General features: G+C 55.0%; 25 protein-coding genes. 14 read left to right on the top strand and 11 right to left on the bottom strand.

The window, feature by feature from the left end:
• Nucleotides 1–363 precede the first annotated feature (363 nt).
• Entirely contained in the window at nt 364–687 is a 324-nt protein-coding gene (locus R2940_02335; protein MEZ4598610.1) for a hexameric tyrosine-coordinated heme protein, read from the top strand.
• Between the two features lie 109 nt (nt 688–796).
• On the opposite strand, the gene R2940_02330 is transcribed toward R2940_02335, so the two are convergent.
• Both R2940_02330 and R2940_02325 read right to left on the bottom strand, forming a co-directional pair.
• The gene (locus R2940_02330) at nt 797–1,021 is read right to left on the bottom strand and encodes a hypothetical protein (GenBank protein ID MEZ4598609.1); all 225 of its coding nucleotides are present in this window, start codon (nt 1,019–1,021) and stop codon (nt 797–799) included.
• Nucleotides 1,022–1,118: 97 nt separating this feature from the next.
• On the bottom strand, nt 1,119–1,733 hold the full coding sequence (locus R2940_02325) for a hypothetical protein (protein MEZ4598608.1): 615 nt from the start codon (nt 1,731–1,733) through the stop codon (nt 1,119–1,121).
• Between the two features lie 204 nt (nt 1,734–1,937).
• On the opposite strand from R2940_02325, the gene R2940_02320 reads away from it, so the two are divergent.
• Nucleotides 1,938–2,933, top strand: coding sequence for a lytic murein transglycosylase (locus R2940_02320; protein MEZ4598607.1), 996 nt, complete (start codon nt 1,938–1,940; stop codon nt 2,931–2,933).
• Between the two features lie 28 nt (nt 2,934–2,961).
• Here R2940_02320 and R2940_02315 read toward each other — a convergent pair whose 3' ends face one another.
• Entirely contained in the window at nt 2,962–3,858 is an 897-nt protein-coding gene (locus R2940_02315) for a mechanosensitive ion channel (GenBank protein MEZ4598606.1), read from the bottom strand.
• Nucleotides 3,859–4,064: 206 nt separating this feature from the next.
• Between R2940_02315 and R2940_02310 the strand changes: the two genes are divergently transcribed.
• On the top strand, nt 4,065–4,787 hold the full coding sequence (locus R2940_02310) for an MBL fold metallo-hydrolase (GenBank protein ID MEZ4598605.1): 723 nt from the start codon (nt 4,065–4,067) through the stop codon (nt 4,785–4,787).
• 112 nt (nt 4,788–4,899) lie between these two features.
• Here R2940_02310 and R2940_02305 read toward each other — a convergent pair whose 3' ends face one another.
• Complete coding sequence (locus R2940_02305; protein ID MEZ4598604.1) at nt 4,900–5,949, bottom strand: class I fructose-bisphosphate aldolase; 1,050 nt, start codon at nt 5,947–5,949, stop codon at nt 4,900–4,902.
• 228 nt (nt 5,950–6,177) lie between these two features.
• Here R2940_02305 and R2940_02300 point away from each other — a divergent pair, with 228 nt between their 5' ends.
• The 4 genes from R2940_02300 to R2940_02285 all read left to right on the top strand — a co-directional run bounded on the left by R2940_02300 (nt 6,178) and on the right by R2940_02285 (nt 7,410).
• On the top strand, nt 6,178–6,543 hold the full coding sequence (locus tag R2940_02300) for a hypothetical protein (GenBank protein ID MEZ4598603.1): 366 nt from the start codon (nt 6,178–6,180) through the stop codon (nt 6,541–6,543).
• Between the two features lie 30 nt (nt 6,544–6,573).
• Entirely contained in the window at nt 6,574–6,831 is a 258-nt protein-coding gene (locus R2940_02295) for a hypothetical protein (GenBank protein ID MEZ4598602.1), read from the top strand.
• Entirely contained in the window at nt 6,804–7,088 is a 285-nt protein-coding gene (locus tag R2940_02290) for a hypothetical protein (protein MEZ4598601.1), read from the top strand. The genes R2940_02295 and R2940_02290 overlap by 28 nt, the downstream gene beginning before the upstream one ends.
• A gap of 133 nt (nt 7,089–7,221) precedes the next feature.
• On the top strand, nt 7,222–7,410 hold the full coding sequence (locus tag R2940_02285; GenBank protein ID MEZ4598600.1) for a hypothetical protein: 189 nt from the start codon (nt 7,222–7,224) through the stop codon (nt 7,408–7,410).
• A gap of 309 nt (nt 7,411–7,719) precedes the next feature.
• Here the strand turns inward: R2940_02285 and R2940_02280 are convergent, their stop codons facing one another.
• The 3 genes from R2940_02280 to R2940_02270 are packed head-to-tail and all read right to left on the bottom strand — an operon-like array spanning nt 7,720 to nt 9,643.
• A complete protein-coding gene (locus tag R2940_02280) occupies nt 7,720–7,944 on the bottom strand; it encodes a hypothetical protein (protein ID MEZ4598599.1) in 225 nt (74 codons plus the stop codon).
• 16 nt (nt 7,945–7,960) lie between these two features.
• Nucleotides 7,961–9,136: a M20/M25/M40 family metallo-hydrolase gene (locus R2940_02275; GenBank protein MEZ4598598.1), complete on the bottom strand. Its 1,176-nt coding sequence runs from the start codon at nt 9,134–9,136 to the stop codon at nt 7,961–7,963.
• A gap of 9 nt (nt 9,137–9,145) precedes the next feature.
• Nucleotides 9,146–9,643, bottom strand: coding sequence for a GNAT family N-acetyltransferase (locus R2940_02270; protein MEZ4598597.1), 498 nt, complete (start codon nt 9,641–9,643; stop codon nt 9,146–9,148).
• A gap of 247 nt (nt 9,644–9,890) precedes the next feature.
• Here R2940_02270 and R2940_02265 point away from each other — a divergent pair, with 247 nt between their 5' ends.
• Nucleotides 9,891–10,229 (top strand): 4a-hydroxytetrahydrobiopterin dehydratase, encoded by a 339-nt coding sequence (locus tag R2940_02265; GenBank protein MEZ4598596.1) that lies wholly within the window; start codon nt 9,891–9,893, stop codon nt 10,227–10,229.
• A 161-nt stretch (nt 10,230–10,390) separates the two neighbouring features.
• Here R2940_02265 and R2940_02260 read toward each other — a convergent pair whose 3' ends face one another.
• The 3 genes from R2940_02260 to R2940_02250 form a co-directional block, all read right to left on the bottom strand.
• On the bottom strand, nt 10,391–11,251 hold the full coding sequence (locus R2940_02260; GenBank protein ID MEZ4598595.1) for an OmpA family protein: 861 nt from the start codon (nt 11,249–11,251) through the stop codon (nt 10,391–10,393).
• 70 nt (nt 11,252–11,321) lie between these two features.
• Nucleotides 11,322–11,720: a DUF4398 domain-containing protein gene (locus tag R2940_02255; protein MEZ4598594.1), complete on the bottom strand. Its 399-nt coding sequence runs from the start codon at nt 11,718–11,720 to the stop codon at nt 11,322–11,324.
• Between the two features lie 208 nt (nt 11,721–11,928).
• The gene (locus R2940_02250; GenBank protein MEZ4598593.1) at nt 11,929–12,654 is read right to left on the bottom strand and encodes a hypothetical protein; all 726 of its coding nucleotides are present in this window, start codon (nt 12,652–12,654) and stop codon (nt 11,929–11,931) included.
• A 479-nt stretch (nt 12,655–13,133) separates the two neighbouring features.
• Here R2940_02250 and R2940_02245 point away from each other — a divergent pair, with 479 nt between their 5' ends.
• The 4 genes from R2940_02245 (at nt 13,134) to R2940_02230 (ending at nt 17,887) form a co-directional block, all read left to right on the top strand.
• On the top strand, nt 13,134–14,498 hold the full coding sequence (locus R2940_02245; protein ID MEZ4598592.1) for a TolC family protein: 1,365 nt from the start codon (nt 13,134–13,136) through the stop codon (nt 14,496–14,498).
• A 117-nt stretch (nt 14,499–14,615) separates the two neighbouring features.
• The gene (locus R2940_02240) at nt 14,616–15,782 is read left to right on the top strand and encodes an efflux RND transporter periplasmic adaptor subunit (protein MEZ4598591.1); all 1,167 of its coding nucleotides are present in this window, start codon (nt 14,616–14,618) and stop codon (nt 15,780–15,782) included.
• Entirely contained in the window at nt 15,779–16,504 is a 726-nt protein-coding gene (locus tag R2940_02235; protein ID MEZ4598590.1) for an ABC transporter ATP-binding protein, read from the top strand. Before R2940_02240 ends, R2940_02235 begins: the two co-directional genes overlap by 4 nt.
• 165 nt (nt 16,505–16,669) lie before the next feature.
• Nucleotides 16,670–17,887 (top strand): ABC transporter permease, encoded by a 1,218-nt coding sequence (locus tag R2940_02230; protein MEZ4598589.1) that lies wholly within the window; start codon nt 16,670–16,672, stop codon nt 17,885–17,887.
• Nucleotides 17,888–17,979: 92 nt separating this feature from the next.
• On the opposite strand, the gene R2940_02225 is transcribed toward R2940_02230, so the two are convergent.
• The gene (locus R2940_02225; GenBank protein MEZ4598588.1) at nt 17,980–19,953 is read right to left on the bottom strand and encodes a GNAT family N-acetyltransferase; all 1,974 of its coding nucleotides are present in this window, start codon (nt 19,951–19,953) and stop codon (nt 17,980–17,982) included.
• 246 nt (nt 19,954–20,199) lie between these two features.
• On the opposite strand from R2940_02225, the gene R2940_02220 reads away from it, so the two are divergent.
• On the top strand, nt 20,200–20,616 hold the full coding sequence (locus R2940_02220) for a hypothetical protein (GenBank protein MEZ4598587.1): 417 nt from the start codon (nt 20,200–20,202) through the stop codon (nt 20,614–20,616).
• A 258-nt stretch (nt 20,617–20,874) separates the two neighbouring features.
• Nucleotides 20,875–24,657, top strand: a complete 3,783-nt coding sequence (locus R2940_02215) for a chemotaxis protein CheB (protein MEZ4598586.1) — start codon at nt 20,875–20,877, stop codon at nt 24,655–24,657.
• Nucleotides 24,658–24,663 lie beyond the last annotated feature (6 nt).

Genomic DNA, 24,663 nt, shown 5'->3' with positions numbered 1-24,663 from the left:
GGGTTTCGGCTGCACCGCACAAATAACGCTTATTCTTTTTCTCATAAAGAACCGGTCACAATAACGAACCTGAAAACAGCTGTATTACTATTCACAAATAATTTCATGAAAGTAAAGTTTAAAATATCCTCAGCCGCTCCTTCAATCACAAAGGCCCCATTGCATTAAAAAATTCACTTAGTTTTACAATATGTCAAGCCAAACTTGAACAGACTAATATTAGTGTTAATATTACTAAAATTTTATCTGGCTTTTTTCAATTCATAATTGAACAAGGTCGAGGCTGGAGAGCGAAAAAGATAGTCATGGCAAAGGCTCCGGGGTGGTCCCAGGCCAAAACTCTCAAAGAAAGGAGATCAGACTATGAACGCTAAACGGATGGTTGTTTTTGCCCTGATCTTTCAGATCATGGCGGCCACTCCCCTCCTGGCCCAGATGGAAAAGAAAACCGATGGGATGGCAAAAGGCGATACGATTCAGAGCCTGATAACAAAAACTCCCGAGGAGGGATTTCATCTGGCAATAAAACTGGCCAGGAAGGGCGTTACAACCACGCAACCGGACAAGTCTGTCCTGCACATGCAGAGGGAAGTGTATTCCCGGGATGCAAATTCACTGATCGCGGCCTCCCATGTCATCGCCACCTATTTTGCGACCATTGCAGCAGCCAATAATTACTGGCGATGACCCGATGACGGCGTTCGGACCTTTGCGCCGGCAACATCGGGTCTACCCTCCGGAAAGAAAAAGGGCCGAGCAAAATGCCCGGCCCTTTTTTCTGCCTATATAAAACTGTTCAGTGCAGCTTGAGGGAATTGCAGACCATATCGGCCCCTTCAGCTGTCCGTCCGCAGGATACGCATGTGAACTCGGCCGTCTCCTGGATGCTGTCGCACATTTTGGATTTATCCCCCGCCGATCCGCAATAGTCGCTCAGGCTTTCTGCTTCCCGGGGAGAGCAGAGGTGGCTCCTGTCCTCTGAAATAACTCCACATTTTTCACACTCGAAGGTTTCTCTCATGGCACTATCCTTTCCAGCCAAACAGGCTTTTAACTTTTTCCATATTTGCATTTTACCACATTATGGATAATCAAATTTCCCGGTCCTATCTTTACCTTCAGACCCGCAAGGACCCCGCCTGATAGCTTCCTGCTGGAATATGATTTCTTTCCCATTCACATTCATCGTCGGGACAAATAAAATCACCATTCACCAAACCAAGAAGCATTTTTTCCAGGGGGATGATCTCCTCGTCCGGCAGATTGTCGGCGGCTTCGATGGTTACACTCGCCACCATGCGGATCAGCTCGTTCATGTTGGCATTCAGGTCCCTTCCAGTCTTCAAAAGGACGCAGATAACTCCTTTGGCAACTTCACATAGATCATATCCCTTCTGCAGACCAGAGAGAATGGCCGACCAAAGGATAACATGGGCACCGAGAAAAAAGTCCCCACCGGCCGGATCTATCCCCTTCAGAAGGCCCATTGAAAGGTATCGGGCTATCCGTCGAATTTCCTGACCCGAGTCAGCGGCAGCGGCAAATCCCCCTTCAAAGATCTGCCTGGCCAACTCGGCCCCTTCAATGGTCAGACTTCCGTCTGATGGAAACCGGGTCGAAAAAATATGCCGGGCGCTGTCCTGAAGCTCCGAGGGAGAAAAATTTTTTCTGGCCGGTTTGCAGGTATCCAGGACGATGTTCGGGAGTTTCTTCAACTTCTCGTTTTTTTTCATTCTAGACCTCCATAGCCAGGCAACGCCTTTCCGAGAATACAGGTCTCGGATTTGAACCCTATTCTAAATGTCGTTTGTTAGATTCACGTGAAAACCGCACCTCCATTTTTCGTCGCCTTTCGATAAAAAAGGGAGAGGGTATACTAAGTGAGTATCATCTAACATCCGGCACCGACCATCCATTGCTGTCCACATGAGGGCAAGATGATCAAAATGCTTTTCTGCTGGCTGATTTCGGCGATGACCACAGTCTGTGTTTTTGCCGTTCCCGTCCCAGATGGGGGCGCCGCGGAAAGCTCCTTCCCGGCGTGGAAACAGGAATTTCGCCGGGAAGCCCGTGCCGCCGGCATTACCGAAAAAACCCTGGACCGGGCCCTGGGAGGACTGGAAAAACCCCTGCCCAGGGTCATCGCTCTGGACCGCAGGCAGCCGGAACTGGTTCAGACCATGAAGGAGTATGTGGAAACCAGGGTCAGCCGGGAGCGAATCGCCGGCGGACGGCAAATGATGGACCGGTATCCGACCTGGCTCGGGCGAGTGGAGCGGGCATACGGGGTGCAAAGACGTTTCATCGTGGCGCTGTGGGGCATGGAAACCAACTACGGCCGGCTCACCGGTGGTTTTCCGGTTATCCACTCCCTCGCCACCCTGGCTTACGAGGGAAGGCGCAGCACCTATTTCCGCAAGGAACTGCTGAACGCTCTGCGCATACTTCAGGCCGGGCACGTTTCTCTGAAGCACATGGATGGTTCCTGGGCCGGTGCCATGGGGCAGTGTCAGTTCATGCCGTCCTCCTTCCTGCGGGCTGCGGTGGATTTCGACAAGGATGGCCGCACGGACATCTGGAATTCGGTACCCGATGTGCTGGCATCGACCGCCAACTATCTGGCCCAGTCGGGATGGCGGAATGATCTGACCTGGGGACGGCCGGTGCAGCTGCCGAAAAAATTCGATCTCAAGCACGTTGGCCTGAAAATACGATGGCCGCTTGCCCGCTGGCAGGCTTTGGGAGTGCGGCGCATGGATGGAGGCGCCCTTCCCCGCCGGAATGTCAAGGCATCGCTGATCGCCCCTGCCGGAGCAGCAGGGCCGGCCTATCTTGTCTACGACAATTTCCGCGTGCTGTTGTCCTGGAACCGCTCCACATCCTTCGCTGTGGCGGTAGGCCTGCTCTCCGACCGGATTGCCGCCCCCCGATGAAACCGCTCGGCCTGCGGAAGCACAGAAATTACTCCCTTTCCGGTTCCTGAACGATTCGAACCCGCCCCTCCGCTGAACGCAGGTGGAGATCCCGTTGCGGGAAGGGGATCTCGATGCCGTTTTCACGGAAACCCTTGTCGATGGCGTGGTTCAGTTCGCTGATGATGTCGTATTTCTCCGCCGCATCGGGAATCCAGCAGAGCAGGGTAAAATTCAGGGAGGAATCACCGAACTCCTTAAACCAGGTCTTCGGCTTGGGGATATTCAGCACCTTCGGATTTTCCTCTGCAGCCCGGATCATGATCTGCGACGCCTTCTCGCAATCCGATCCATAGGCGATTCCGACGGGAACGCGCAGCCGAAGCCTCGGATCGCCATAGCTGTAATTGGTCACTTCGTTTTCCAGGAGCTTCGAGTTGGGAACGATGATGGTAATATTGTCGGGAGTCTCGATGATGGTCGTTCTCAAATTGATCCGTTTCACATCTCCCCAGACATCGTTGACCTCGAGTCGATCCCCGACCTTGACCGGTCTCTCAAACAGGAGGATGACACCGCTGATGAAATTCGAGGCCAGGTTCTGCAGGCCGAACCCGATACCGACGCCGATCACGGCAAAAAGGCCGACGATAGCCCCCAAGGGGATATTGACGGTCTTCAGGCCGATGTAAACCCCGGTGACGAGGATCAGGTAGTGCACAAACATCAGCAGTGCATACTCAAGCCCTTTATCGATATTGAATTTGCTGAGTACCTGCTTGCGCAGCGTCAGACGCAGGAACTTGGAGACGACCAGCGACAAAAGAATGGCGGCTATGGCGACAAAGATATGGCTGAAGGTAATACCGACGTTCTGTATCCTGAAAAGAATGAACTCCTTATAATAGTAATTGATGTTATCCCACAGTGATGTCAAATTCTTCATAATCATCTCCACTACAGAACTTGCCGGTGTTGTTTAATGTTTCGATGTCGATCCCGCCTGCCGAAGCTTTTTTTGGTTCGAAAGCATGGTCTTATAATTAGAATACCAGGACAAGTCCGAAAAATGAACCGGCCGCGACCACCGCGGTGCCGGCAAATCACAAATCCTCGAATCCGTTACGGCTTCTGAAGCGATCCATTAACGACATGAAACTGACCTTTCTCGGCACCCGCGGCTATATCGAACCCCGTACCAAACGTCACGCCCGGCACAGTTCCCTCCTCGTCGAATACCATGGCCGGGGGGTCATGATCGATTGCGGGGAGGATTGGAAAGATCTTCTCCCGGACCTCCGGCCCAAGGCTCTGGTCCTCACCCATGCCCATCCCGATCATGCGGGGGGGCTGCCCAAGGGCTCGCCCTGCCCGGTGTGGGCGACCGGGCCAACCTGGGAGTCTCTGGACGATTTTCCTATCGAGGACAAAAGAGTCATCCAGCCGCGCAGGCCTGTGAATATCAGGGGCATCATCTTCGAAGCCTTTGCCGTCCAGCACTCTCTGCGCGCCCCCGCCGTCGGCTTCCGCATCACCGCCGGCAGAGCCTCGGTCTTTTATGCGCCGGACGTGGTCTATATCAACGAGCGTCGGGAGGCCCTACAGGGCTGCAGGCTGTACATCGGCGACGGAGCCACGGTCATCCGATCCATGGTGCGCAAACAGGACGACCAGCTGTTCGGACACACCCCGGTCCGCACACAGCTGACCTGGTGTCGAAAGGAGGCCGTGCCCCGGATGCTCGTCAGCCACTGCGGTAAAGAGATCGTCGAAGGGGAAAAGGAAGGCATTCTGGAGACGATTGCAGCCCTCGGCGATGAACGACATATCGCCGTGGAAGTTGCCTATGACGGCATGGAAGTCATACTGCGGTAAGGCACGCAATAACCAGATCGGGAAAAGGCTGGTAAGGCGTAACCGCAATGGAAAATGGGGATGACTTGTGCGGAAGTTACGAATTACGCCTTACGATTTCAGGACACAACGATCAAGCCACGGTCACTTCAGGACAGAGATAGACGTCCTGAATGGCGTTGAGCAGCTCCACTCCTTCCTTCATCGGTTTCTGGAAGGCCTTGCGCCCGCTGATGAGCCCCGTACCGCCCGCCCGCTTGTTGATGACCGCGGTCCGCACGGCCTGGGCCAGATCGTCCTTACCCTTCGAGGCTCCCCCTGAATTGATCAGACCCGCCCGGCCCATATAGCAGTTGGCCACCTGGTAGCGGGTCCATTCGATGGGATGATCGGGCACCAGCTCGCCGTAGATGCTCTTGTGGGTCTTGCCGAAATCGATGGCGGGGTAGCCGCCGTTGCACTCCGGCTGCTTCTGCTTGATGATGTCCGCCTGCAGGGTTACACCAAGATGGTTGGCCTGGCCGGTCAGGTCGGCGGCCGCATGATAGTCCTTGTCCTTTTTGAAGGCGGAGTTTCGCAGATAGCACCAGAGAACCGTAAACATTCCCAGTTCATGGGCGCGCTGGAAAATGGTGCCGATCTCCTCGATCTGGCGATGGGATTCCTGAGAACCGAAGTAGATGGTCGCCCCAACACCCACGGCCCCCATCTCGAAGGCGCGCTCCACACTGGAAAAAAGCACCTGATCGTAGGTGTTCGGGTAGCTGAGCAGCTCATTGTGATTGATCTTGAGAATGAACGGAATTTTGTGGGCGTACCGGCGCGCCACCGCACCCAACACTCCCGCCGTCGAGGCCACCGCGTTACAGCCCCCCTCGATAGCCAGCTGAACGATGTTTTCCGGGTCGAAATAGTCGGGGTTGGGGGCGAAGGAAGCCCCGGCGGAATGTTCGATCCCCTGATCCACCGGAAGTATGGAGAGGAAACCTGTTCCGGCCAGGCGGCCCGTGTTAAACATCAGTCCCAGATTGCGCAAGGTGGCGGCCGAACGGTCGGAGGGCGCCACCACTCGATCGATGAAATCACTTCCCGGCAGATGAAGACGCTCCTTTTCGATCCCCTTGCAGGAATACTCGAGTAATCCTTTTTCTTCCCTCAACAACTCGACGATACGCTCGATCATGGCACTCCTCCTGTCCGTTCCAAAAGGTTTGAACGACGTTGTGATTTTTTGGCAAAAGCATCCATGATACCGATCTGACTGATCAACCCTACCATGCCATATCATCCCGTCAAGGGAAGCCAAATCAGCGGGATTTTTGAGGATTTCAAAGAAAGGGAGCGCCCTTCTCATGGGAAAAAAGTTGCTATCCTGTTTTCATTTGCTAAAATGAAAGCGGAAAAATGATTTATGAATTGCGCCGTTTCCAAGCGCCACACCAACCCGAACGAGGCTGATCTTATGGACGAAAAAGTCATTCAGAAGGAAATTGATGCTATCCGCCAGGATCTGAAACAGCTGCAGGCCGATACCATCCAGTTGAAGGAGGACAGCAAGAATCTCACCAGCGACATGGTCAAGCTTGCCCGGCAGAAACTGGAAGAAGAAACCCAGAAGCTGCTGAAGCGCCTTCAGGAGACGTCAGACGACCTGAGACAGCACGGCCAGGAAGCGGTCAGGCTGATTGAAAAACAGGTAGACGAAAAACCGATCATCACCCTGCTCACGGCAACAGGCATCGGGTTTTTCCTGGGATGGCTGTCTTCCCGCAAGTAAATAGATACTATGTTTAAAGAATTGGCAAACATGTTGATTGCCCTTCTGGATTTGCTGGAGGCGGAAGCGGCATCAGCCCGTCGAGGGATAGCCGTCTTCTGCTTTACACTGATGCTGGGTCTGGGAGCAGGCCTGATTGCGCTGGTGGCTTTGGCACTCCTGACCTGGGCGGTCTACCTCCTGCTTGAAAGGGAAATGAGCCAGATCGGCGCTCTCTTTTTCTGTGCCCTGATACTCATTGGCATAGCGGGGTCATCACTTTGGTACATAAAAAGAATTCTTCGCTGAGGGTCGAACAGGCCAAACAGAACCTGCGGGTCGCTGCGGCGGCGGAACCTCCGTTTTTGCATACCGTGAGGGCCGCCGTCCGCTGCTACCCGAAAACAGGGTTGATGGCCGGGTTTGTTGCCGGTCTGATACTTGGCTCCTCTGCCGAAGCCCGGCAAACCGTCAAATTTATTCTTACCACCCTGCTGAACGAAACCTTTCTGCCGGAACCGGAGCAAACTCCGCCTGGAGGGACTCCGGTCCATCCTCCCAAATAGCACCCGGCTTTACCTGCCCTTGAGAAATTTCCGAAAAAACCTGCACAGGCATTCTGCCCGTCAATCATGGTATATTTAATACACAGGGCAAAAACACCGCAGACCGAATACCCCCAGGGAAAGGAGTCTGGCCATGCGGCACGAAGAGTTTGAAAGCCTGTGCGAATCATTTGAAAACCGAAGCGACATACGGGTCAAGCACATCGTTCTGCACCAGATTGGAAGAGTAGTGGCCTGTCTGGCCGACGACTTCATCGAGGTCGAACTGGCGGATGGTCAGCACAAGAGCTGGTCGAGAGAAAACGTCACGCTGCTGCACTGATTTTTTGGGCGACGTTTTTCGCCATTGCGGCGGGCGGGGCGATGCTCAGACACGTTTTCAGGAAAGGAGAAACTATGCATAGCAGTGATTTTATAAAAGTATGCCGAGCGGTCGAACATGGCCAGGATGTCTATCTGGAAAATGTAGTGGACCGAAAAAAAGGTCGGGTCCTCTTCTGCACCAGCAGGGCCTTTCATGTCGATATCGATGGGAAAAGGGATTCCTGGCTTCCCCAGGTTTGTGTGAAATCCTAGAAAATTGTCTGTCTAAAAAAACCGGCGGCTCGCGGGCCGCCGGTTTTTTTTGTTCTTACCCCGGCATCAACGGTCGGCATACCAGATCGGATTGTTTGGCCGGCCTGCCACAGGTTCCGCAGACGAAGGAAAGGCACTCCCGCATGTAACCGCACAGGTCTTTCCGGTCGGGAGCGGTCCCACAGAAATCGTGCCGACCCGAAGTCTCGCCGGGCGCACACAACTCCTCGGCAGAGTGGCTGACCACGCCGCATTTTTTGCACTCGTATATCTCGCACATGACGCTCTCCTTTTCCTTAAAACCCTATTTTACCATGATCCGGAATATTCGGACTGAGGGCCTGCGAAGCCTGCAGACAGAGGGCCAGGTAGATTCGTGCGGCCTTTTCCACTTCGGACAAAACCACCTGCTCCTCGGCGGTGTGGGCGGTTTCCAGAGATCCGGGACCAAGCAGCATCGCCCGGCACCCTTTTTCAAAAAACAGATTGCCGTCGGAATGGGACCGGAAGGAACCGAAGACCGGTTTCCAGTCCAATTGGCCGGCGACGTGACGAAGGGTCTCTGCCATCCAGTGGTCGGTTCCGATATCGTAGCCGCCGTCGGCCCAGGGAAAGTCGATTTCCAGATCGAGATCGGGGATGTAGCGCCGGGCGGCGGCGAGCCGGCGATGCAGAGCTCTCACAGTATGGTCCGGCTTCATGGTGGGGGGCAGGTGCATGTCGATCCAGGTTTCGCAGCGGTCCGGAACCACAAACCCGGCCCTGCCTGAATTCATCTCCCTTATCGAATAAACCAGACCCGTTTCGGGACGCCGCAGCAGGGGAGCCCGTCCCAGAAAAAGCAGGGTGCGGAGCATGGACTCCACGGCATTGTGCCCGTGCTCAGGAAGAGACGAATGGCTGCGCCGCCCGCGTGTCGTCAACGTAGCTTCCAGATAGCCGTAATGGGCGCAGCAGGCGGTCAGAGAGGTCGGTTCTCCGATGACGGTCCAGCGCGGACGATGCCGTCGGAGAAATTCCAGGCTGCCCGCCCCATCCTCCTCTTCACCCACGACCAGCAGCAATCCCGCAGGGGGGCGCTCCTTTTCGGGCAAAACTTCGGCAAGCACGGTAAACGCCTCGACCATGGCAGCGCAGCCGGCCTTCATGTCCGCGCTGCCGAGCCCGTAGAGGATTCCTCTTTGAGTGCGCGGCCCAAGTTCCTGAAGTTCCCAGTCGGCCACGGTATCGACATGGCCCACCAGGTAGAAATCCGGCTCGGTCTGCTGCAGGAAACAGCGCAGGTTGAATCGGGTTTCATCCAAAGTGTCCCGGTGCACCGCAAGTCCCGCGGCCAGAAGTTTTGCTTCCAGAAAGAGCTGGATGTCCTCCTCCTTTCCGGAGGGAGAATAGATGGCCACCAGTTCCTCGAGAAGGCCGTGAATCCGCGCGGGTGATATCCTTGAAAGACATTGTTCCCAGAATTTATGCATCGTTGCCTGTTACTTTTTTTCTCGGGTCAGATTCAACGTCAGATAGACATGCTCATGGGGATTGCCGAAACCCTGCTTACGGAAAAATGAGATGGCGGCCTTGTTGTCCGCCGAGGTATCGACGATGATCATTCGCACCCCCTGCTCCCGCATACGTCGCTTTAATTCCCGGAACAGCCGGTGGCCCACCTGAGACTTCTGCAACAGGGGGCTGACTCCCAACCAGACCAGGTAGCCGTATTTCCATGGGGAGCGCTGTTTCTCCACCGTCGTCCCCAGGGCGAAGCCGACAATCTGGTCGCCCATTTCCCCCACCAGACAGAGCTCGCTGTCTGAATTGAAGAGGGTGGTGATTTCGTACTCGTCCCAGGTGCGATAAAGGGTTGGGGAGTATTCGGCGGTGAAGACAGCCTCCCCGATGTGAAAAACTTCGGAGAGATCATCAATGGTCATTTCACGAATGTTCAGCTTCCGGTCCTGGGAGGCGTCCTCTGATATCATGGTCATCCTCTTCCCTGTTTCGGTTTCTGGTAAAATTTTATCAAAATCCCGCAATTCATGATGGGAAAAAGTTCAATGATAAAATTCGTTTAGGCATTTTACAAGCTGTGAAAACGATCGAAAGCCGGCTTCTTCGGGGTCGTTTTCGGTACCGAAATGACTGTTTTCAACCCTGATACCGATAGTGATTCCGATCAGATGCATTGGAAACAAACGGGGAATCAAATCATTGGGAATACAAAGGGAGACCGATATGGAAAAACTGAGGGAACAGAAATGTGAAGCCTGCCGCAGGGGTGCGCCTCCGGCGACATCGGAGGAGATTGCCGCTTTCCGCGATCAGATTCCGGAATGGGAGATCCTGACGGTAGAGGGCATTGAGCTGTTGAGCCGCACCTTTCCCTTTCGCAACTTTGGCGAAGCCCTGGACTTCACCAACCGTGTCGGCGAGCTCGCAGAAACCGAGGGTCACCACCCTTCGATCCTGACTGAATGGGGTAAGGTGACGGTGCAGTGGTGGACCCATAAGATCAGGGGAATACACCGAAACGACCTGATCATGGCGGCCAAGACCGACACTTTGCAGGGCTGATCCGGCAAAATCATCGGTTCCGGCCAAGCCCGCTTTTTGCGGCGGGACCGGCGCGGTATCGGGGCCGGCAAAAGGCGTTTCGGCCCCGATTCCGATACCGATCCAGTTTGACCAGAGGTGTAAACCTTAAGTGAAGGCCGGGCCCACCCGAATCTTCCGGCCTAATTACTACCCGCGGTCCGTTCCGGTATGCTGTCGTCCCTGCCGTTGGAGATGACGACCTCGACTCGCCGGTTCAACTGGCGGCCGGCAACGGTTTCATTGGTGGCTACGGGAAAATTCTCACCGTATCCGCGCGTTTCGATCCGGGCGGAATCGATCCCCTGTGCAACCAGGGCATCACGCACGGCACGGGCCCGCCGCTGGGACAGTTCCTGGTTGAACTCCGCGGGGCCTGTGCTGTCGGTGTACCCTTCAATCGCCACATTCCTCCCCGGATACCTTTTCATGAAATCCGCCAACCTTTGAACGACGAGCAGACCGCCGGGCTTCAGCTCCGACTCGCCCACATCGAACACCACGTCGCCCAGAGTGACCACCGAGCCCCGTTCGGACTCAACCGCCCTGAGTTCCTGCAACTCCTCTTCCAGTCCGGCAATCTGTGCCTTCTGCCTTTCAGCCTGCTGCCGTGCGTATTCGGCTTCGGCCCCCCGTGCCTCCAGCAGGATCCGGTTGCGTTCGGCGCTGGCCTGCTGGATCGTGTCCTCCGCCGCCTTCCGATTGCCGATGGTTTCAGCAATGGCAGCATGCTGCTGGGCCAGATAGGCCTGATGCTTGATCAAGGTCGGGTCGGCATTTTCCTCTACAAGCTCTTCTGCACGGTTCAGGGACTGTTCCGCTTTTTGCAGAGAAAGAGGCGCATTCTTGACCACCACAGGATTGCTGCGGGCAGATTGGATATCGCTTCGGGCCTCCTCCAGTGCCGGATAGGTCATTGTTTGGGCGCATCCGAAAAGCAGCAGAGGGGAAAAAACGAAAATCAGGCTTAAGACTTTCCCGACGAAACGTTTTGGCAAAACCATGATGTCCTCCTCTATAAAGAATCCGATGGCTCCGGGTTTTAACCCCCTCTTACAGGTGCCTTGCACAGGTCTACACACCGGGTCCGGTTTGTTGACCAGGCGTGAGGCGCTGAATTTCCTTGCGGAGAAGATCAATGTTTTTTTGCAGCTCATCCGCAGCCTGCTGGGTTTTTGCCGTTTTGGCTTTTTCTTCGGCCAGCTGGGCATCCACATTGGCCTCCTCGAGCAGGAGCAATGCCTCGACGTTGTTTTCTTCCTGCATCTCCAGACGCGCCTGGGTCAGTTTGTCCTGAGCTTTTCTCAGAATGACAGGAGCATATTCATAACCTCCGGCCGCTGCCGCATTATCCACGGCGCTTTCCGCCAATGCCAGTTGGCCGGTTGGCGGATCAATGGCAGGACCGCAGGCCGTCAGGGCCAACAGCCCCAACAAAGGGAACAGAGAGATTATCCTGCTATCAGGCTTCATCGATGTCCTCCTTGATTTAGGCGTTGAAAATCAATGGCCGAATCCAAAAACAATCCTTTATCGGCCTTGGGGAAAAACCGGAACTTCTTCAGAACAGGTTGGTGCACTCAGCAAGCGGTGTCCGGCCCTCGAGGCGGCTCCTTTCAGTATTCTGGTTCTCGAGGACCGGACCATCGGACTTTTTCTTATTTGATTTCGCCTGTCGGGTTTATTGACCAGCCGCGGACCCGGCAGCCGATCCATCCATCATTCCGTCCTCGGCTCCATCAGTCATCCCATCCTCGGCTCCGTCCGTAGCGCCGTCCTCGGTTCCATCAGCCGCGCCGTCCTCGGTTCCATTCGCTGCACCATCCTCCATGTCACCTGTCGGCAGGCTTTGGGCTACGACGGTTGCAGTGCCGAAGGCAGAGTTGGCCTGAAAAGCTGTGTTACCGAAGGCGCCGTTCAGAGCATCAGCGGCTTCCTGTGTCAGAGTGAGATTGACGTCGGAAATAACCAGGGTGCCGTTCTCATCCGGCTGAACAGACTGGGGCAACTCCAGGTTGAAAAGAGGAATACGGTCGACGATGTTGTCATCAGTGGCGACCAGGCCGGTCAGGACCGGGGCGTCCCCCGTGGTGTCGATGATAAAGTTGAGCAGGGACACCTCCGTGTCGGAGGACATGAGACCCAGCCCGCCGGCATGGAAAATATCACCCTTCGCATTGCCCGCATCAATGGCCCCTGCCGGAATCGGGAAACTCACTGTGCCATTCTGAAGCGCTCCCGGCACAATGGCTGAAGGGGTGATATTCATCGATTCGAAGGCCTGAACAACCTCTGACGAGATTTCGACGTTGGTCAATCCGCCGACGATTTGGGCCGTGGGGGCGGCGAATGCCATCCCGCCCAGCAACAGTGAGATCAAAAACGTTGCGAGAACTGTCCTTTTCATGTCTTACCTCCCAGCTTTGAATTATTTTTTGATCCTCTTCACTGCCGCCCGGTTCTTGAATCGGTCTCCACAACAAAAGAACAGGGTAGCCCTGAAAGCATCGTCTCCCGCAAGCTGGAAAAAGGTAACTCGAAAAGGCATCGAAATACCGAAAAATTAATTAATTCATTAACTTATGCCCTGAACAATTCAAAAAACCCGACAACAGTGATCCCTTCTGCAACGCTATCAGGTTTATCCCTTTTTTCCAGGGGTTAACGATTGAAAATCAACGACCTCTCATATTTCGACGTTATCTTCCCGGAATCCTTGAGAACCGGAGGCTGCCAAAAGTCGGCGGTTTTGCAATTTCCATAATTCTTCCCCATTTTCTTCATATTCTTTTGTTATCAACAGACGAGCTGTTTTGATGCCGACCCGATTCCGTACTCGGAGCAACAGGCTTTGGAATCTACTCAGTTTCATCGGAGCCAAACAAGATGTTCGCTTTAACCCTCTTCCTCAAACGCAATGTGTCGTACCTGTCGATCGCCGCCCTGGGACTTTTGGGGGGACTCAGCCCATCCCTGGCCCGGTCTCAGCCCCTTCTGAACCTGGAACAGACAGTCATCCTGGCCCTGACGCACAACCAGGACCTGCAACTCTCCGCAAACCAGGTACGGGACGGGGAAGTCTCGGTACGTCTCCAGCGGGATCAGTTTCTGCCGGGTTTGTCTGGGGGTAGTTCCGCGACCCTGCGTCACGACGAAGGAGCTTTGGACGGCGACCGCAATTACGATATCTGGTCGGCGGATGTGGCGATGAACCTTAACCTCTTCAACGGCTTCGGCGATCAGGCGGCCCTCGCAGCGGCCCGCCAAAGCCTTGCCGCCCGCCAGCATGCCTTCGGTCGTCAGGAACAGTCCCTGGTGTTCGAGACCATCGGCAACTATCTGGAAGCGGTTAAAACACTGGAGCAGATCGGGGTCGCCGAGCAGGCCGTACAGGACAATGAGCAGCAGTTGGCAGCCATCGAAGCCTACTATCGGGCCGGCAGCCGCCCGATCACCGACGTCTATCTGCAAAAGGCCGAAACAGCCCGGGCCCGATCGGCCCTGCTGAACGCCCGCCGGGATTACCAGGTGAGCATGCTGTCCCTGCAGCAGACCATCGGGATCGATGCCCTTGCCAGGGCGGAGGTGGCCCTGCCCGACCATCCCCTATTAAAAACAGTTCCGTCATTAGATGCTTCCACTCTGGTCGAGGATGCCAGGCAGAAGCGCTTGGACCTGCTGGCTCTGCAGAAGGAGGTGGCGGCGGCGGGGGAGCAGGTTCGGGTGGCCAAAGCGGGCCGCTATCCCGCTCTCGAACTGCTGGCGTCGGCAGGCACATCCTACGACGGACGAAACAGCGTGCACTTCGGCAGGCAGATGAGTCAGGACAATTTCAACGCCTCGGTTGGACTGTCCCTGTCCGTCCCGATCTTCGACCGTAATCTCAGCCGCCACCAGGAGCGCCAGGCTCTGATCGGTTCCAGTTCGGCGCAGATCGAAGTGATCAGACTGAAGCGCCGGATCGAGGTTGAAATCGGCCAATCGGTGGCTGATTACCGAACGGCCGAGGAACAGCTCGCGGTGGCAGAGGCCCAGCTCACCTATGCCAAAAATGCCCTGGCCTCCAGTGAAAAGCGGTATCAGGTGGGCGCAGCGACCCTGACTGAACTGACCAATGCCCGTTCAGTCTATGTCGAAGCCCGTTATGCCAGGATCGAGGCGGAAATCGGCTGCATGATGCAGGCGGTTGCCATCGCCTATTACAGCGGCAGTCTGGATCCGGGCCTGTTTTTCAGGACGGACCATTCCTGAGTTGAAAACAGCACCCGAATTCAATCGGGGTCGAGAAACCAGAAATTGCCGGAAACAGCTTTCGAAAATCAACCTGATACTGACTTTACGAAAGGTTGAAAACAGGAGATGAGCCTGATGAGCAGCATCCATACCCGATACGCCAGCCGGAAAATAAAAACAGCCCTGATCGCGCTGGCCATCCTGACGCTATTGGCGGCCGGATTGAACTGGCTGATCGGCCAGCCTCCGCCGTCGGCGTCCCCGCCCTGGCTGCAGACCGCCAAGATCATCCGCGGGCCGCTGGAAGTCACCGTCTCCTGCAGCGGCAGCCTGCAGGCCATGGGCACAGTGGAGGTCGGCACCGAAGTCTCCGGCACCATTCGAACCGTTCTGGTCGATTATAATGACCAGGTAAAAAAGGGTCAGATTCTGGCCGAACTCGACCTCGATCTGTTCAACGCCGAGGTAGCGAAGGCCCGGGCGGAAACACTGCGGGCCAAGGCAATGGTGCGGCAGGCCGAAGCCGAGTACCGGCGCAACCAACCCCTGCTCGAGGAGGGTCATCTCTCGGCACAGGAGTTCCTCGATTATGAAACCGGGCTGGCCACGGCCCGGGCCGACCTGATGTCTGCCAAGGCCGCTCTGCGCAAAGCCGAGACCAATCTGCGCAACGCCCGCATCCGCTCTCCCATCAACGGAACCGTCATCGAACGGGAGATCGAAAAGGGCCAGACCGTCGCCGCCAGCTTCAACACCCCGACCCTGTTCATCCTTGCCGAAGATCTGGAGCGGATGGAAATTGAGGCCGATGTGGACGAAAGCGACATCGGTCAGATCCGCAGGGGACAGAAGGTTCGTTTTACGGTGCAGGCCTATCCCGATGAATCCTTCCCCGGCTCGGTTGCTCAAATCCGCCTCAACCCCACTGAGGAATCCAACGTCGTGACCTATACAGTTGTTATAGAAGCAGCCAACGAACGGGGCCTGCTGCTGCCCGGCATGACCGCGACCATCGATTTCATCATCGATGCCGTGGAAAATGTTCTGCAGGTTCCGAATGCTGCCCTGCAGTATGCCGGGAAAAGGGGCAGTGCTTCGCTGCTGCTGATAGAGGGCGAAGGGCCGCCACGACGAGTGTCGGTGGCCACGGGACTCTCCGACGGCACTCGCACCGTTGTCGAGTCTGCAGAACTCAGGGAAGGTTTGGTGGTCGTAACGGGGGAAAAATCGGAAAAGAGAAAAAACAATGGCAACCTGTTTTCCAAGTTGATGCCCCGCCCGCCGCATCGAGGACCCAGATGATGAAAATGATTCAACTGGAACATATTTGCAAAACCTTCCATCTGGGAGATACCGGTGTGCAGGCTCTGGACGAGGTGAACCTGGAGGTTGAAACCGGAGATTTCCTGGCGGTGATTGGCGCTTCAGGATCGGGCAAATCGACCCTGATGAATGTGATCGGCTGCCTGGATCGGCCCGACCGGGGCAATTATCTCCTTGAAGGCCGGCAGGTCAACGACCTGAACCGGCGGCAACTTGCCGACATCCGCAATCGGCGCATCGGCTTCGTCTTCCAGGGTTTCAATCTGCTGCCCCGTATCACAGCCCTGGAAAACGTCATGCTGCCCCTGCTCTACCATCGCGGCGGCCTGCCTTCAGCTCAACTTAATAAACGGGCGGCCGAAGCCCTGGAGCGGGTCGGACTGAACGGTCGCATGCACCATGAACCGAACCAGTTGTCCGGCGGACAGCAGCAGCGGGTGGCTATTGCCCGTGCCCTGGTCAACGATCCGGCCATCATTCTGGCCGATGAACCGACGGGCAATCTCGACAGCCGCACCACCCTCGATGTGCTGGCCCTGTTCCAGGAACTCAACGACAACGGCATCACCATCGTGCTGGTCACCCATGAGGCGGACGTTGCCGAACATGCCTCCCGGGTTATTGAAATGCAGGACGGCCGGATTCGACGGGATTTTCCGGTGGCGAACCGGCGGCGGGCTCAAACGGGAAAAACTTTTTGATCCACAGATTTCGCAGATTAACGCAGAGGACTCCAAAGGCTTGGCTTTTTTCCAAATCGAAATCGGGATCGAAATCGGATTTTGCCGTTCCGCCTCTAATCTGTGAAAATCTGCGAAATCTGCGGATAACAAGGTTTTGAAGATTAGGTTTCAGGAGATCGACACATGAAATGGCAGAAACTCATCATTGTGGCCTGGCGCAGCATCACCCGCAACCGTCTGCGCAGCCTGCTGACGATGCTCGGCATTATCATCGGGGTCGGTTCCGTCATTGCCCTGGTGGCCTTGGGGGAGGGATCGCAGGCCGACATTTCTGCGGGTATCGCCGCCATGGGCACCAATCTCATCATCGTGGTTCCGGAAAGCCTGGACGCCAATGGTGTACGCGGCGGTGCGGGAACCTCCGCCACCCTGTCTCTGCAGGATGTTGCAGCCATAAGGGAAGGTGCGCCGGCGGTAAGCAACGTTTCGGCCATGGTCCGACTGTCCGAGCAGGTGGTGGCGGGGAACAACAACTGGAACACCACCGTGCAGGGGGTCAGCGAAACCTTTCCCGCCATACGCAATTACACGGTGGTGCGGGGAGCGTATTTTACAGAGCGGGAAGTCAAAACCAAGGCCAAGGTCGCGGTGTTGGGACAGACAGTGGTGAACGAACTGTTCGGCGGGGGAGATCCGGTAGGGCAGCGGATACGCATCCGCAAAACTCCCTTCAGGATCATCGGGGTCCTCGGCGAAAAGGGTCAGAACGGCATGGGGGACGACCAGGACGATGTCATCCAGATTCCAATGACCACCGCCCTGTATCGTCTTTCCGACGGCAGGACGGTGCGCAGCCTGCTCGCCAGTGCCGCCACCCCGGACAGGATCGAGGAGGCGAAGCGGGAAATCGCTGCGGTGCTGCGCCGGGAGCACCGTTTGCGGGAGAGGCAGGAGAATGATTTCAGTCTGCGGGACCAGTCGGAAATCACGAGTGTCGCTTCCCAGGTAACCGGCACCATGACCCTGCTGCTCAGCGCCATTGCCGGTGTCTCCCTGCTGGTGGGCGGCATCGGAATCATGAACATCATGCTGGTTTCGGTGACGGAACGGACCCGGGAAATCGGCATCCGCCTGGCGGTCGGCGCCCGGGGCGGCGACATCCTCAACCAGTTTCTTATCGAGGCCGTCATCCTCTGCCTGTGCGGCGGCGTCATCGGCATTATGGCGGGCCTCGGCATCGCCTTCGGCCTCGGCCAGGCCCTGGGGATCAGTGCGGTGATCAATCCATGGATGATCCTGATCAGCGTCTGTTTTACCCTGGCGGTGGGCGTTTTCTTCGGCTTCTACCCGGCCAGCAAGGCTGCCAACCTCAACCCGATTGAAGCATTAAGGCATGAATAGTGGGAAAGTCGGTTGTGGCACGCTCCGAAGATTCGTGTCGGTATCGGTATGGGGGTCAAAAAAAGCTTTGATTCCGACCGCGAATAAAATATTCAATCGACAAACGCCAGCGCGCTGAACTCGTCCTCCGCCTTGACAATCAGCTTGTCGAGGTCTTCGTCGCTCATGTCCGCCATCTTCCCGAGGGTGGTGGTCTTGAAGGTGTCGATCTCGTAGGCCGAGGTGTTGTAGGTGGTGTGGTAGAAAGAGACTTTCTTTTCCGCTTTCAGATCCATCTCCAGCAACTGCCGTGCACCCTGACGGATCAGCCGCAGTTTCTCCTGCAGGTCCTCCCGGCTGGTCACCGACCAGACGCCCAAGGTGATGGGGCTTTCCAGGTTTTTGACATCGCCGATGAATTCTCCCCGCAGCAGTTCGTCCCGATCCTTGCCCAGATAGGGCACGTAATCCATGTGCTCGGCAAGTTTGCGGTCCGTGGCATAGAAACGGCCGTTTTCCGGGTCCATGGTAAAGATGATATGCCGCTCGATCGCCTGGCCATAGCTCTTGAACAGAACGCCTTTATAATCCTGGACCTTGACGTTATCCAGAATGTAGGATTCATTCTCTCTGATCCGTCTCACCGCATCGAGCAACCAGTCCCGAAATATCCCATTGTCAATCCTGCACTTTTTCAATTCCTGCTTCAGGAAATCGAAATCCTTCCGGCCTTCCCGATACAGCAGGATATTACGGTAAACATCGCGAACATTGTTGTAACGGCTGAACTGATTGATGAGATCGTAGCTGAATATCTCCAGCTGGCGGAGCTGCCAGATAAATATCGCCACCTGGGTTTTCTGGCTCCTCCTGGAAATGCCGATCTTTTCGGTGGTTTTCATCAAATGCTGGAAACGGGACTCGAGATCGGACAGAAGATGAACCTCCTGCCCCGTGCTCTTCGGCACCCGGATGATCCATCGGGTCGCTTTGCCCGGGACACTCTCCACCTCGATGTTTTTCACGCCGAAGGTCGAGAATATCTGCCGGGTGCCGATCCCTTCGCCGGATTTGCCCTTCTTCGTCGTGTTGCCGACAAAGGCGGGCAGGCCGTCCGGCCCTTTTTCAAGCCGCTCCCTGTCTATCCCTATGCCATTGTCCCTGACCGTCAGGATGACTGCATCTTCATCCTCCCTCAAAGCAATTTCGATGATGCCCTTTCGTCCCGTTTCGCTGATGGCATCCAGGGAATTGGACACGAGGTTGATGAGGGCCCGGCTGAAATTCAGATAGTTTCCGCTGACGAGCGGGATTTTGGAACCGATGATCAACCTCATCTGGCAGGGAATTTCGGAGGCTTCGATAAAGGGAATCACCCGATGGGTAATCAATTCCTTGATATCCACCTGGTGTCTTTCGACAATCCGGTCCTCGAAAGCCTGCAAGGTATTCAGCATGGCTGTTGATTCCCGACTGATGTCATCGAGCAATTTATGAAAATTGTCGACCGACATGATCGAGGTCATGTCCAGCAGCACTTTAAGAGACTTTTTAGCATCGTGCCGGACCTTGCTCAATTCCTCGGGAACCGAATATTCCCTTTCACGCCAAGAGGCAATTTTTTGGCGAATGGAACCGGCATTGGACGACATCAAATGAAAATTCATCTTTCGGTATACGCTGGAACCGGCATACTCGAAACCGGCGCTGGCAAAAAACTCAATGCTGCTGATCAGTTTATCCCAGACATAAAGATAGATTTCGGCCGTCTCGTCAACCTCGTTCACCAGTTTCTCGATGAACGCCGACCCGACCCCCTTGCCCCGCTGAAAAGGGCTGCTCACGACTTTGTATAAATGAAATCTGGTGTGGTTTTTATTGGAGTAGACCTGCAGAAAGCCGAGCAGTTCCCCCTCCTCGTCCCAGACGTAACAATAGTCTGGATCGAGGTCGAGGTCCTGGTCGCGCACAAAGGGCGAAGGTATCAGCACCGTATCGATGTTCAGAAAGGGGATCCGCTTGATCTTTTCTTCGTCTTCCCCGGTCATGGGGCGGATATAGGGAAACTTTTTCTTCTGCATGGTCATGTAAGGGAACCTTTCTCCGCGCTGCCAGCCCTGCTTTGACCCATTGTAACCCGGTTGCCTTTTCAATGCACCTCGGTAAAAGCCGCAGGCAATTCTCCTCTGCGGTTCTGAATGTCTTTTTTAAAATTCGTTGACCTTTTCCCCAGATGTTTGTAATTTCATTGCATTCATTCGGCTTTTCGCCCGTTGCTTTTCCCAATCCGGCTTTTGTCTTTTTCTGTTCAAAAAATCAAGGAGGGATATTTCATGAAGAAACATGTGATTGTTCTGTTGTCAATCCTTTTCACCGCCCTTTTTATGACTGCCTGCAGTTCAGATGGGACCGGTGATCTGGAATCGCTGATGAAGAAACAGGCCGATGTCATGGAAAAATTTGTCGACGGCATGGAAAAAGCCCAAAGCGCAGACGATATGGTGAAAGTCATTGAAACATACACCGCGGGCATGAAAGAATTGATTCCTCAGCTTCAGGAATTTCAGAAGAAGTATCCTGATTTTGAAAATGGTGTCGTTCCGAAAGGTCTTGAGGATGAGGTGCAGCGTGTCGAACAGGCATCCTCCAGGTTTTCGTCAGCAATGATGAACTCCATGCGGTTTATGATGGACGCCAAGGTGCAGGAAGCCATGGCCAAGATGTCTGAAGAGATCAGCGAGCAGGAATAAATCGACACGGCTTTGCGGAATGGTAAAAGCCTTTTTACCATTCCGCGTCCAAGCCGCTTTAATATTGACCGCACGAACTGCCATTTGCGAGGCGCTTCAGATTTCCTTCTCCCTCCCCCGTGGCCTTTAAATTCCCGATTGATTAAAATACCGTTAAAATGCTGATTTTTCCTTGCATATTTCGCTTCGGTCTGTTTAATCAATAGGATTCGCAACCTTTTATCAAAAACGGAAACCTACGGGTTGGTGAGGTCGTAGATGTCTGAAAAACCCTCTTTCGTGGTCGCCATCGGTGCCTCTGCCGGCGGCCTGGCAGCTCTCGAACAGTTTTTTGACCATATGCCCTCGGACAGCGGCCTGGCGTTCGTGGTGATCCAGCATCTGTCTCCCGACTTCAAAAGCCTGATGGACGACCTTTTGGCCCGGCACACGAAAATGGCCATCCACCGGGTCACGGACGGCATTCCTCTTGAGAAAAACTCCATATACCTTATACCCCCCAAGTCCCGCATGACCGTCTCCGTGGGTCAGCTTTATCTGGAGTCCCTCGAACAGGGACAGCAGCACCCGGACCTGCCCATCGACGTTTTTTTCCGCTCGCTGGCCAAGGAGTTTGGAAAGCAGGCCATTGCCGTGGTCATGTCGGGGACAGGCAGCGACGGCACCCGCGGACTGGTCAATATTCATGATGCCGGTGGTCTGGTCCTGGTGCAGTCGATCGACTCTGCACAGTTCGACGGCATGCCCCGCAGCGCTTTTGCCACGGGAAAGTGCCATATGATGCTTGAACCTTCCATGATGCCCCGGCTGATCCAGGAGTATTGTGCCGCTCCGGATAATGATCGGTTCAAGGTCCTCCAGGAATTCCCCGTCGATGATGACAGCGGAGAATATCAGCAGGTGTTTGCCGTCCTTCGCAGCCAGTTCAACCTCGACTTCTCCCGATACAAACCGCCTACGGTCGGCCGCAGGATTCAGAGGCGCATGGAATTTCTGAAGATCGGCAATCCCAACAAATATGCCGCCTATCTTGCCAGCGACATCAATGAACTTGACTCCCTGTACCGCGACCTGCTGATCGGAGTCACCGAATTTTTCCGGGATCCCAAATACTTCGAACGGCTTCGCGAACAGGCCCTCAAGAAGGCATTCGAAGACCGTCATCATGACGAAGAGTTCCGGGCCTGGACCGCTGGTTGCGCCACCGGTGAGGAAGCCTACTCCCTGGCCATCTTGCTGTCCGAACTGGCGGAGGAACATGAATGGCGCGGAAACATCACGATTTTCGCCACGGATGTCCACCGCAGTTCTCTGGATGTTGCTTCTTTGGGTGTCTATGGAGACCAATGCCTGAAAAACGTTTCGCCCGAGCGTCTGGAGAGGTTTTTCATCCAGCGCCCGGACGGGAAGTACCAGGTGATCCAGGACATCCGCAAGATGATCGTTTTCGCACCTCACAATCTGATCAACGACCCTCCTTTTACCCGGATGGACCTGATCTGCTGCCGCAACCTGCTGATCTATCTCCAGCCTGAAATCCAGGAAAAGGTGCTCGCCCTGTTCCATTTCGCCCTTAAACTGAACGCCACGCTGTTTCTGGGCAGCAGCGAGGGGCTGGGCAAAATCGCCGGAGAATTCGAAACGGTCGACAGCCCCGGCAAGATCTTCCGCAAGATCCGCGATGTCAAGATCGCCCTCGAAATGAATATGGAACCCAGCAGAAAGTTCATGACCCTGCCGAATCTGGGCATTTCGACCCACCGCATGACCGTAAGCCTGGATCGTCAGCTGATGCACGATTACGACATCCTGCTGGAAGAATACATGCCTCCCGGAATTCTGGTGGATGAAAATCGTCGCATTCTGCACTGTTTCGGCGATGTTACAAAATTGTTGAGACAACCCCACGGACGCTACGAAAACGATCTGCTCGACCTGGTCCATGAAAGCCTGAAAATACCCTTGAGCACGGCCCTGCACAGGGCCGCCCAGAATTGCGCCAAGGTGACCGCGCGTCATGCCATCCGGCTCGGTGCGCAGGACAAAAAGACCCATGATCTGCGGGTGGAATGCATCAACGACAACAAAACCAAGTCGGTGCATTACTTCGTTTCTGTTTCCCCCGCCGTCCCGGAAAAACCCAGTGCGCACATTGAACAGGAAATCTGCGATATCCCGCAGAAGGAAATCCCGGATTATCTCAATCAGCGCATTGTCGAACTCGAAATGGAGCTCCAGATCACCAAGGAGAATCTGCAGACCACCATCGAGGAACTTCAGACATCCAATGAGGAACTGCAGACGACCAACGAAGAGCTGATGGCCTCCAATGAGGAGTTGCAGAGTACGAATGAGGAGCTGCACTCGGTCAACGAGGAACTCTATACGGTCAATGCGGAATTCGAACTCAAGAACAAGGAGCTCAAACAGCTCAACCAGGACCATGAAAACCTGTTGACCAGCATCGAGATCGGCACCGTTTACATCGACAAGGATCTGCTGATCCGCAAATTCAATCCTGCGATCGTCAAAATCTTCAAACTTCTGCCCCAGGATATCGGCCGCCCCATCGACCATATCGCCTATCATCTCGCCAATCAGGAGCAGATGCTGAAGGACGTGCGGGAAGTGCTGTCCACGGGCAAGACGATGGAAAAAGAAGTTTTTACCCAGGAAGGTCAATGGCTGTTGAAACGACTGCTGCCCTTCAGGAACGAAAACAGGGTTATTGACGGCGTTGTTATGACCTTTACCGATATTTCCCGCATCAAGGAAGCGGAGCAGAAGTTGGCCCGGTCCTACGAGGAGCTGGAACGAAAGGTTGCGGAAAGGACCGAAATGCTGCAACTGGCCAAGGAGCAGGCGGACAGTGCCAACGCCGCCAAGAGCATCTTCCTGGCCAATATGAGCCATGAAATCCGCACCCCGATGACCGGCATTTTCGCAACAGTTCAACTGCTCGAGGCGACCGACCTCACATCACGGCAGGAGGAAATTCTGCGCATTCTGCGGGTCTCTGCAGAGAATCTCTTGGCGATTCTGGATGACATCCTGGATTTCTCCAAGATCGAGGCGGGCAAGCTGACTCTGAACAACGAGGCGTTCGCGCTCGGATCGATCATCGAAGAGATCCTGAGTTTGCAACGTCCCCGCTTCGAAGCCAAGAACCTGGAATGCATTATCGACCTGCAAAAGGACATCCCGACGATTCTGGTTGGAGATGCCCTGCGCCTGAAGCAGGTTTTTTCCAACCTCATATCGAATGCCATCAAGTTTACCGAAAAAGGCCAAATCACTCTGAGAGCCCGCCTGCTGCACAGGGAAGAGAAAAAGGTGGTGGTCGAATTTTCCGTTCAGGATACCGGGTGCGGACTGACACCGGAAGCGATCAATCATATTTTTCAGCCCTTCGTCCAAGGGGACCATTCCATCACCCGCAAGTTTGGTGGAACCGGCCTGGGTCTGGCCATCTGCCGAAAGCTTGTCACGATGATGGGCGGCCGGATCTGGTGCGAGAACAATCCCGAAGGGGGGGCCTCCTTCCATTTCACGGTTTACTTCGACCTGCCGAGCAACAGGAAAAAGGCGTCCCTGGAGGGCGAACTTCTCTCGGTTCCCGAAAGCCCCTCCTGTGAAGGCTTGAAAGTTCTTCTGGCTGAAGACGATCCACTCAATCGTCACCTGATCCTGACCATCCTGCAGGATCTGGGCTGCTGCCCGAAGACGGTGGAAAACGGCGCCGACGCCTTGGGTTTGCTGGAAAAGGAACCGTTCGATCTGGTATTGATGGATGTATCCATGCCGGAAATGGACGGCATTACCGCGACCAGGCGCATCCGCAAGTACTCGGAATCGAACCTGAACCGCGATATTCCCATTATTGCCATTACCGCTCACGCCATGGATGAAAACCGGGAAAAATTCTTTGCCGCAGGTTTTTCCGAGGTCGTCACCAAGCCCTTTTCCATTTCCGCCATAAAAAAGGTCATAAATGGATACAGCAGGCGGAACGAGGAAAAAAGAGAACTGAAAGCCGAATAGCGCCAC

This window comes from Syntrophotaleaceae bacterium (assembly GCA_041390365.1).
Classification (GTDB): Bacteria; Desulfobacterota; Desulfuromonadia; order Desulfuromonadales; family Syntrophotaleaceae; genus JAWKQB01.
This window is presented reverse-complemented; position numbering and strand designations above follow the sequence as displayed.